The 11,071-nt window shown below is 34.4% G+C and carries 7 protein-coding genes and 1 riboswitch; all 7 genes read right to left on the minus strand.

Annotated features, from left to right (window positions below):
• Nucleotides 1–188: 188 nt before the first annotated feature.
• Nucleotides 189–377: riboswitch (cobalamin riboswitch) on the minus strand.
• Between the two features lie 163 nt (nucleotides 378–540).
• Complete coding sequence (locus tag DFR80_RS00780; RefSeq protein ID WP_114488926.1) at nucleotides 541–1,347, minus strand: metal ABC transporter permease; 807 nt, start codon at nucleotides 1,345–1,347, stop codon at nucleotides 541–543.
• The gene (locus tag DFR80_RS00785) at nucleotides 1,340–2,113 is read right to left on the minus strand and encodes a metal ABC transporter ATP-binding protein (RefSeq protein ID WP_076545478.1); all 774 of its coding nucleotides are present in this window, start codon (nucleotides 2,111–2,113) and stop codon (nucleotides 1,340–1,342) included. The genes DFR80_RS00780 and DFR80_RS00785 overlap by 8 nt, the downstream gene beginning before the upstream one ends.
• Complete coding sequence (locus DFR80_RS00790; protein WP_233493648.1) at nucleotides 2,113–3,033, minus strand: metal ABC transporter solute-binding protein, Zn/Mn family; 921 nt, start codon at nucleotides 3,031–3,033, stop codon at nucleotides 2,113–2,115. The genes DFR80_RS00785 and DFR80_RS00790 overlap by 1 nt, the downstream gene beginning before the upstream one ends.
• A gap of 23 nt (nucleotides 3,034–3,056) precedes the next feature.
• Complete coding sequence (locus DFR80_RS00795) at nucleotides 3,057–6,806, minus strand: DUF445 family protein (RefSeq protein WP_114488927.1); 3,750 nt, start codon at nucleotides 6,804–6,806, stop codon at nucleotides 3,057–3,059.
• Nucleotides 6,797–7,846 (minus strand): magnesium/cobalt transporter CorA, encoded by a 1,050-nt coding sequence (gene corA, locus DFR80_RS00800; protein ID WP_076545476.1) that lies wholly within the window; start codon nucleotides 7,844–7,846, stop codon nucleotides 6,797–6,799. The genes DFR80_RS00795 and corA overlap by 10 nt, the downstream gene beginning before the upstream one ends.
• 232 nt (nucleotides 7,847–8,078) lie before the next feature.
• Nucleotides 8,079–9,920 (minus strand): HD domain-containing phosphohydrolase, encoded by a 1,842-nt coding sequence (locus tag DFR80_RS00805; protein WP_114488928.1) that lies wholly within the window; start codon nucleotides 9,918–9,920, stop codon nucleotides 8,079–8,081.
• A gap of 43 nt (nucleotides 9,921–9,963) precedes the next feature.
• Complete coding sequence (locus DFR80_RS00810; protein WP_114488929.1) at nucleotides 9,964–10,845, minus strand: cation diffusion facilitator family transporter; 882 nt, start codon at nucleotides 10,843–10,845, stop codon at nucleotides 9,964–9,966.
• Between the last annotated feature and the right edge of the window lie 226 nt (nucleotides 10,846–11,071).

Here is an 11,071-nt window from a genome sequence, read left to right on the forward strand (position 1 = left end):
AAAGGGATTAATACTTTAAGTTAGCTGTCAGAATTTATTTAAATCAGATACTCACTTTTAAACTGGATAAACTGCAATTGTCAGATAATAAACTAAAGAATTTACATTTCAGCTTTAACTGGCAGCAGTTTAATCAATCCAACTTAAATAAATTTCTGCTCTAACACCCCCTCATGACCCGTGAGATTATGGTGTTTACAAATAAAGGCAGGTCTTCCGGCTCAGTTTAGTTAATAATTAGCCTTCCCGGTTTTCCCAGTGGCAGTTTTGATTATCTTTAAACCTTACGGCGGCGGGACCGCAGAGGTTTTTCACCTCTTTCCCATTTTAATCCAGCCATTTATTTCCGCTGTAACACCAAAATAATGACTGAAACCCTTATTTAAAACTATTCAATTTTTAATTAACTATTTTTATCTTAATACATCTGAGCACAAATCACAAATATTTAAATTCTAATCTCCAGACAAATTTAAAGCTAAGCCCCAATTAAAGATGCAATTTCTTTAAAATACTAACTTTTTGTTTTTGAGAAATATTTTATTCATTACTTCCTCTTACTACTACAGAACCAAAATAAAATAAGGCAGCTGTAATAATAATAACTGCCCCTGAAGGCAGATCATAATAATAGGAGAAAGTTAGACCGCTGAAAGAAAAAATAAGTCCAAAAACAACTGCAAGCCCCATTATCTTTTTTAAATCCTCTGTATATAATCTGGCTGCTGCCGGAGGAGCTGTTAAAAGAGCAATGACCAGTACTATCCCCACAACTCTAATTAAAATTACTATTGCGAGCGCAATCATAATAAAGAGAAAATTTTCGAGCAGAGTTGATTTAACTCCCAATACTCGCAAGAACTCTTCATCAAATAAATAAGCTTTCCAATAATTGAATAAACTAATAATTGCCAGCAGCATAAAGACTGTCAGCGCTCCCATCATCCAGACATCTACTCTTCTAACTGTAAGTATATCTCCAAATAAATAAGAAGAAATATCCGGTGGATATCCAGGAGTAAAGCCAATAAATAAAACCCCCAGCGCCATCCCCAGTGACCAGAACATTCCAATCAAAGTATCAGATCCGGTTCCTATTTTACGGCGAATAGAAGCAATGGCCAGAGAAGCTCCTACCGCAAAAGCAAAAGCTCCATAAATAGGCTCTATATTTAAAAGATAACCAAGACCAATCCCACCAAATGACGTATGCGCAATGCCTCCACTCAACATTACGAGCTTCTTTTCGACAATGATTGTTCCAATCAGACCACAGGCAATACTTGCAAGTACAGCTGCAGCAAAGGCATTTTGCATAAAATTAAAATCAAAAATTGCTTCAATCATTTTTGGCCTCCTCTCCGTGTGGTGCAAATACATGATGAGGATGACCATGAGCAATTAGATCAACCGGGCAGCCGAAAACCTGTTCTGTAGTTTCCGGGTCCAGATGTTTATCTCCATGGTGATATAATTTTTCATTTAAACAGGCAAGACTGTCAAAATAAGAGGAAACTGCTGCCATATCATGAGTAACTACTATAATAGTCTTTTCTTTATTTAATTCCTTTAATAATTCATAAATCTGAGAGGTAGAGCTTGCATCCACACTGGCTGTAGGCTCATCTAAAAGCAATATTTTAGGCTCCACTGCCAGTCCTCTGGCTATTAATACCCGCTGCAGCTGGCCACCTGAAAGCTTTCCGATCTGCCTTTTTTTTAGGTGCAGTAGATTAAGCTGATCCAGAACAGCCTCTGCTTTCTTAACATCTTCTTTATGATATTGATGAAAAAATCTAACTCGACCACCCAACCTTGCCATTAAAACAACATCCAAAACACTAATTGGAAAGTTACGATCAAAATTAGAGATCTGAGGAACATAGCCGATCTGATCAATTGTTTCATTTAAAGGATAGCCGAGCACTTTTACAGTTCCCTTTTGCGGCTCAATAAGTCCCAAAATAACTTTAAGCAGTGTAGTCTTACCACCTCCATTAGGGCCAATAATCCCCAAAAAGGCTCCTTCCTCAACTTTGAGATTAATATTTTTTAGTGCTTCCAGTTCTCCATAATTTACAGAAATATCTTCTAATTCTACTGCATAAGTCACTACTTATCATCTCTTTCTGCAAGCTCTGCTGCCATTTTTTGAGCCATAACTTTTAAGTTTTGAATATAGTTCTCAGCTAAAGGGTTTAGCTCTACAATATCCCCACTTAACTCTTCAGCAACGGCTCTTGTTTTTCTACTGTCAATTTCCGCTTGATAAAAAACATTTTTAATTCCCTTTTCAGCTGCCATTTTTATAATATCCTGTAAATGACGGGGACCAGGATCTTTGCCTTCCTCTTCAATAGCCATCATTTCCAAGCCATAATGTTCAGTAAAATAGCCAAATGAAGGATGATAAACCAAAATTGACTCTCCCTGATAGGGGGCGAGCAATTTGCTGTTTTCCTGGTCAGCGGCAGCCAGTTCGCTCAGATACTGAGCTGCATTTTCTTTAAATTCATTTTCATACTGAGGTAAAATTTTAATTAATTCATCACGCATAATCTGCACCATATATTTTACCCGGTCCGGAGATAACCAGATATGAGGGTCACGACCTCCCTGGTGACTGTGTTCATTAGCAGCCTCATCCTCAGGCTGCTCCTTTCTCTCTCCAAAATAGCGGTTAGGATACTCAGCTTCAATTTCTTCAAATAACTTTATAACTTTGAGTCCTGACACTGCTTCCGCCCGAGGTAAAATGTTCTGTATATCCGCTGGTACTCCCATTGAAAAGTAAATACCTGCTTTATTAAAAGCCCTCATCTCCGCAGGAGAGGGTGCATAATTAGAAGGGCTAAACCCTTTTGGAATCATTTCTACTACTTCCACTTTATCTCCAACAATCGCCTCAACCATCTCTATTTGAGGTACAATTGTAACTGCCACAGTCGCCTCAGCTGCTGCTGCAGTAAAAGGTACTAAAAGTAATATGAGCAAAAATAGAGAAAGCGAAACTAATCTTATTTGCTGTTTCAAATTTATCACCTCTTTTTGCTTTTTTAAACTATACTTCTAATTAAAAGCTGCAGCAGACCAAAAATACCACCAAACCAGCCATACTGTTTAAGATGAGTAAAATATCTGCCGGCAAAACTATCAAAAACTTCCTCAATCTCTGCCGGATTCATTTTTCTTACTTCTTCGGCTGTTAGTTTCTTCAGCTCCAAACTTCTGAGCAAAGATTCGGAATTAGCCTTAAAGCTATCAACACCACTTTCTATAAATAATTCCAGTAGGTATTTCAAGCTTTCTCTGTCCAGCTTTTCTTCCAGAATAACTGCTCCCTCACTAATATCTGACGCTGTCTGAGTTAAAATCACCTGCTTTAACTCCGGATTATTAATTAATTCTGAAAGCTTATTTAATATTTCTTTTAACTGCTGATCATTTTCTAAGTCTAAAGAAATCAAATCTAAGCTATTAATTAGTTCTCTGAGTTCTTTATTAACTTCCTGAAGATCAGTCTCAGCTAAAAGCTGAGCTATCTCGTCTTCAATTACTTCTGCTGTAAGCAGACTTTTTAAATTCAACAGCAGCTGTAATTTTTGCTCCAGCTTTAAGTTCTGATTAACTAAATATTCAAGATTAGCTGCCTTTATTTCCAGCTTAAAGTTCATTAACCCCTCTTGTTCAGCCTTCAAACATTTTTCGAGCAGCTCATTAATTTCGGCTTCACTCAGATAAAGAACCTCTGTTATTAGCTGGGATCCCCGAGGGGAGGCAGATAAATTGGTTAAGAGCTGACTTAATGCTATTTTTTCATTACTTAAAAGCTCACTCTCATCTATTATTTGCAGTAATTTGAAATAAAGTTCTTTTAACCTGGATCTTTTTTCTACAAAATATTCCTCTCTTAATCGCTTAAAAACCCTTGCTGTTACAGAATCGACAAATTCATCCAGATCCGCCATATAAATAGCTCCCGAAATCAGAGTGTTTTTTAAAAGTCCACCTTTTTTCTCTTTTTCTGCCTCAATAATCTCATCTTTTTTGAAATTAATCAGCTGAGCTATTTTTTGCTGCTGGCTGTCGATTAAATCAATCCCCTGGTCCAGAAAATATTCAGAATTAGTTTCCAAAATCTGTCGCAATCTGGCCTGAAAATCATAATTGAGATCTGTATTTAGAAGTTCGGGAATAATAAATTTCATAAAAGGATACAATTCCTTATTCTGCAGCAGATTTTTTAATTGAGCAGAATTAAGCTCAAAGTCAAATTTGCCGCCTGCAGCTTTAATTATCTTACTTAAATCAAGCTTTGAAATAAGCCTGTCCTGCAGCCCGCTAAAATCTAATTCGTTATCTGCAAAATAATCTTTACTCATTTCTACAAAATTAATTTGAGAGAGCTTTTTATCCAAAAATTGGTTTAGTTTTTGATTAAAAGGACCCTTAAGTCTTGTTAAATCATCTGAATCAAGATTTAAAATTATCTCATCAATTTTGGCAAATACTTCAGCTGCCAGAAACTCATTATTATCTTTAATTAAATCGAAAAAATGCTGATAATCATTCTGCTCAAAATATCCAAGTATAGTTTCTTTAATCTGACTGCGATTATTTTCAATTATCTCTGCTGCCGAATCGGCTTTAAGCAGTTCTTTTTCCACAAATTTTCCCATAGAATCAGCAAAGCGACTCCGGTTTTTAGCCACAACTCCAGGGGTAAATGGAAGCTGAATAGTGCCAATTCGCTTTTCCTCATAAGGATGAAAAATCATCCAGATAGCAAGTACATTTGTCAACCAGCCCACACCACCATACAAAACTGCAGCAGTCAAGTAATTAAGCCAGATGGGAGCAGAATTAAAAATCGCCGCCTCCGCCCCACTAAAAGAAAATAGCAAGCCGGCTCCAGCACCTAAAAGTGCACCTAAATAAGTAATTGGCTTTAGTTCTTTCCCCATAAAATCTTCAATCGCCTGCTGAACTTCCTGATCAGATAGCTGATGTAGATTCGCTGCTGCTGCCTGAGCTACTCGACCTTCTATCAGCTCAGGTAAATTATTATAAAAGAAAGTTGTAATTGAATCAGTTAACTTAACAACAGTATCCTCTCCCTTAAATAATTGATAAAGATCTTTTAATTCTCTGTCGGCAAAATTTTTCTCCACCTCTTTAAAGTAATTTGCCGCTTCCTGTTTAAACCCATCCTGGCCAAGATTTAATTCCGAATTAAGCAGAGCAAAAAATTCATCATTTAGATACTTACTTAACTCCTTAGTTACAAAATCATTCTGCCGTAACTGCTGATAAATTAGTCCCGAGTTAGCTTCCACTTTTTTAATTAAATTCTCTTCGCTAATCAAATCCTGCATTTCAAATCCAGCCAAATAGTCAAGCAGCATATCAACTGAATCCGGAGAACTTCCCAGTTTTTTGATTAAAGAAAAAATAAGATCAGTTAATTTGTCTTCAATCACCTGCTGCTGAAAAAGTTCTTCTGAAAAAAGATCAATAACTTTTTTATCCTGATTCACCTGATAAAAATCCCAGATAATATTTTCTAATTTTAGCGAAATATCCTTAAATTCAATTCCTCTAAGCAGCTGCTTTAATTTATAGTCTTTAATTTTCGCGAGAGCTGTTTCTGCCAGCTGTCGGTTATCAGAATTAATCTTTTCTGAAATATAACTCTTTAAATGTGCAATAGGAAAACCATAATCTTCTATGTTCTCCTGATACTTACTGTAAATACCCTGGCGACTCATAGCTTTAAACCCGCTGCTTGCCTCAATTTCTGCTTCTACAGCCTCTAAAATGAGACTATTTAGCTCTTCTTCCTCAGCAGTCAGCAGTGCTAAAATCTCATCTTCTGATTTACTAATAACCGCAGCCAGGTCTGTGAGCAGAGAGTCTTCCAGTTCTTCAGTTAATAAATCTGCAATCTTTAAATCAGAATTATCAATTTCAATTTTAAAATTCAAGAGGATCTCATTCAGAGTCTGCTGCAGAAGTTTGTTCTGCCTCAACTTCTCCAGTTCTTCTTTTTTCTTAAATATATCACCAACTTTAATTTCTTTTAATTCTGTCATTAAGTCCCTGACCAGAGACTCCAGATTAAAAAGGTCAAATATTTTTTCTTTAAATTCAGCTTTATTTTCCTGATCCAGACTCTGATAATTTTCAGCAAAATAACTAATTATTTCTTTGATAAAATCTTTTAACTTAAGCTGAATTTCTTTACTTAAAAGCTGATCTATTCTTTTATTTTTAAGTTCCTGATAGAGCCCGGAACTAATATTTTTTAGACTGTTTTTATTCTCTGCCTCATTTATAATCTTAAGATATATTTGCTTCAGTAAAGCCTGCAGCTCAGGTTGAGCAATTATTTTTTCCAGTTTCTCCTCAGTTAATTTCTCAGTACTCTTCTGCATAATCTCAACTGAACTACTGCCAAGCAGTGAAGCAAAAAGTTCGTAGTTTTCTTTCCAGGCTGGAATATCACTTAACAGACTGGATTCAGTTCTCTGATCTAGATAGATATTTAGAAAATCACTTAAACTTCGAGCAAAATTTTCTTTAAATTCCGGACGCGAAAATTCTTCCTCAAGAGTATGATGATTAATCAGATCTCTCTCTACAAGCTCGGAGATACTGTCAATAAACTCATCCTTAGTCTTAATTACCACTCCCCCAAGTGGGCCATACTCTTTGAAAATCATTTTTAAAGCCAGATTGTTTGTTAAATAGCCGGTTACTGCCCCTGTTCCTGCCGCGGAAATAATTGCTAGTAGATCTAAAGCCATTTTTTCCTCTTAAAATAAATTAACTGCACCACTGCAATAATTAACATTAAGAACATTACCGCAGGATAGGCAATTTTGTAATCAAGCTCCGGCATAAATTTAAAATTCATTCCATAAACTCCGGCAATAAACGTTAGGGGAATAAAAATTGTTGAAATTACGGTTAAAAACTGCATGACCTCATTCATTTTGTTACTTTTATTAGAAAGATAAATATCCAGCATACTGGAAAGCATATCACGCGCCACATCAATTTCATCCATCAACTGACCAATATGATCATACACATCACGCAAATAATAGTCGGTTTCTTTAGACAATAAAGGTGATTCAACCCGGTAAAGATTACCAAAAATCGTGTTTAAAGGCCAGATAGTTTTACGGAGAAAAACAATTTCCTGTTTTAAGTTCTGAATTATCTCTAAAGTATCAGGGCCAGTTTTAGCTGCAACTACCAGGTCATCTAAATCTTCCAATACCTCTTCATTTCTTTCTAAAATATTAAAATAATTATCTACTATTGCATCAAGTAAAGCATAATATAAATAGTCTGCACCTTTTTTTCTAATCTGGCCTTTATTTTCTTCTATTCTAACTCGCACAGGATTAAAATCATCACCATGAGCTTCCTGAAAAGTGATAATTGTATTTTCCAGCAAAATTAAACTTACCTGTTCTGACTGGATATATTCTCCCTGATAGCTTAACATATCGAGAATTGTAATAATATAATTATCAAATTCTTCCTTTTTTGGACGCTGTCTGGTGTTTGTAATATCCTCTAATGTTAGTGGATGCAGATCAATCGCTTCTCCTACTTCTTTAACAAGTTCAACATCATGAATTCCAGTAATATTGATCCAGTTTATAAAACCTGACTCAATTAAAGAAAGTGTAAATTTTTCAGTAGCTTTTCTTTTTACTGTTTCTTCATTAAACTGAATTATTTCTATTTCGGCATTGATTTCTTCTTCAATTCCATGCAAAGTTCCAGGAGTATGACCAATCTCACTCGATTTAATTCGCGAAAATTTTCTCATTTTAACCTCCTTATAAATTTTATATTTTAAATCTGATTTGCTTCTGAATAAAATTTATTTAAGCTTATTATAAATAATAATCATTTTTAATATCCACAATTTGTGGATAAGTTGTTGGTAACTGCGGTATTTAATCCACAATTTTTGTTGATTAATTGTTAACAACTGTGGATAAAACACCTGTTTTGTGGGTAGTTTGTGGATAACTGTCGTCTGAGCTGTAATTATCCACTCAATCCAGGTCTTTAAGGAATAAAATAAATTTATCCACAATTTGGGGATCAAAAAGTTTTCCCTGGTAATATTTTAACTCTTTTATAATTTCTCTGTCTTCTAAAGCTCCAAAATAATACTTATTTTGAAGTAAAGGGAAATATAGATTTGAATTTAAATTGCTATAAAAATTAATTACTGCAAACAGCCTGCTTAAATAAGGTATTTCTTCCCCTTTTAAACCTTTAGGCCAGCCTGTACCATCAAAATGTTCATGATGGGCTAATACTAAATTTGTTATTTCAGCCAGATCATGATAGTAACTAACAAAATTTGCAGAAATCAGAACGTGCTTTTGATACTCATGCCATTCTTTAGCCGTAAATTTTTCACCTTTTTTAAGAATATTCTTGTCCAGAGCCAGTTTGCCAAGATCATGATGGCCGGCTAAAAGCATCATTTTTTTCTTTTCCTGTTTACTTAATTCAAAAAAATCTGCAGTTTCTCGAGTTAATTCTATGAGTTGATTATTCTGTCTCAGTTTTTTATAATTATCCTTCTTTATATAATTTACTAAAGAACAGTAAAAATTACTTTCCTTACTTGTTTTATATCTCTTTAAATTAATTTTTGCAACTCCATCATTAAAAAAATCTCGGGCACTAATTTTATCATTTGTTTTTTCAAGAAATACTGCATCAACATCAATATAAATCCCTTTAATATTAAGTTTTGCCACTTCTTTTTTGATAAAATTAAGAGTTTCTTCTATTTCAAGCAAACTCTGATTTTTCAAAATGACTGCAAAATGATCTGCACATAGATGAGCTGCTATTTTATTATTATCCGAGATTTGAGCCAGGATGGAAGCAATTTCTTTTAGAATCTGATCTCCCTTTTGACAGCTAAAAATCTTATTTATTAAATGAAAGTTCTCAACATTGAGCATGATTAAGGCTAAATCATCTTTTTCATTTTTATTTAATTCTTCAAATAACTGATTAAAATATTCTTTGTTATAAAGACCGGTCAGCCTGTCATGTCTTTTCATATAATCCAATCTCTGCTGTTTGGCTTCCATATCAGTAATATCATAAGAAGCACCCACTATTTCTTCTACTCTTCCGTTTCTTACAACTGGATATAAAGTGGTTTGCCAGAATTTTTTGCCGGCCGGAAACTTGATTTTCTCTGTATAATTTATCCGGCTTTTTTTGCGCAAACATCGCCGGTAATTTGCTTCCAGTTTCTGAGCTACCTCTTCCTTAAAAATTTCTTCCGCTTTTTTCCCTTTAATTTCTTCATTACTCATAGCGGTTAAGCGCTGATGAGTACCATTAATTCTTTTATAATAGATATTTTCATCACAGTCAACTTCAAGTAAAAAAATAGCATCATGTGTATGATCAATAATTGTTCGGTAATCATTTAATCTTTCTTTTGCTTTCCTCTGCTCTTTATTTTTTAGACGCTGTTTTAAAAGAGCCAGCAGTAGATTTTCTTTAAAAATCCTGTAATCTTCTCTTTTTTTGATTATGGAATGCAAATTATTAACACTACACTGCTCTAAATTTAGTTCTTCACCGGGTCCAGTTAAAAGAATTACGCCAGTATTTGGAAATTCACTCTCTGCAAGAGTGATTAAATCAATTCCAGAAAAAATTTCTCCTATTGCATTTTCAATAATCAAAATATCAATATCAGGATTCTGATAAAGAAAATTTACAGCCTGACGGTTATCATCAAACTCCTTTACCAGTTCAAATTCTATCCCGGTGAACTTTCTTTTAGCACGATTAAGATGTGATTTGACTTTATTTTTTTCTATTACATCATTTATAACTATAACTATTTTTAACAAAATTTTATTCTCCCCTGTATTAATTCAAATCTGTTGCTCAATTTTAATGGATAGAAGCTGGATCGACATGAACCATTACATCTTTAATATTATCACTATTATCGATAATTTCATTCTCCACCTGACAGGCTATATTGTGTCCCTCAACTACAGAGAGCTGATCCTTGACAACAATCTTTAAATCTACAATATAACTGGGGCCATAACTGCGCAATTTAATATCATAAATTCCCATTACCCCTTCAATCGAGTCTGCCAGTTCTCTAATTTCCTCAATTTTATCTTTAGCAGGCCTGCCATCCATTAATTCATAGGATGTGTCCCGCATTATCTCATAACCAACTTTTAAAATTAAAAATGCCACTACCAGACCAGCAAGAGGATCAAGAAATCTAAAACCCAGTTTGGCGCCACCAATACCGATCAGAGCTGCAATAGATGAAAAAGCATCAGAACGGTGATGATGAGCATCTGCAATCAGACCTTTACTTTTTATTTCCCTACCTATTTTAATTGTATAACGGTAAAGAACTTCTTTCACAACTATAGAAATAAATGCTGCAACCAGTGCCCAACTTCCCGGTTCAGCTATGTTTCCACTTAATATTGTCAAAAATGCATCCCGGCCAAGGAAAACAGCCGTTAAGATTAAAATAACAGCCAGAATATTTGTCCCAAGAGCTTCAGCCTTTTCGTGTCCATAGGGATGATTTTTATCAGCCGGAGTCTCCGAAAATTTTATACTGATCATTACAATAATTGTAGAAGCCATATCCGAAACAGAATGAAAACCATCTGCAATCAAAGCTGTACTGCTGGCAAAAAAACCAATCAATATCTTTAACAAAGCAAGTAAACTATTACTGATTAGACTTATTATAGAAATCCTTCTACCTGACTCATAACGAGTCTTTTCTTCACTCATTCTTATCCCTCCAGAATATATAAAACTAAATTTTATCAATTATTTACTTTAAATTTAATTATATCAAGTCAGTTGCTTAATAGCAATCGCTTATAATTTCAGGCATTTAAAAGCTGCTTATAGTCAAATTTAGTTACAAACCTTTATCAAAAACCAGCAATTTTTTCCACTATTTGAATAAGTAAATTTATTGTAGTATTATTTACTTAGATAATTATTAATTTAT

This window comes from Halanaerobium sp. ST460_2HS_T2, assembly GCF_003337665.1.
Classification (GTDB): domain Bacteria; phylum Bacillota; class Halanaerobiia; order Halanaerobiales; family Halanaerobiaceae; genus Halanaerobium; species Halanaerobium kushneri.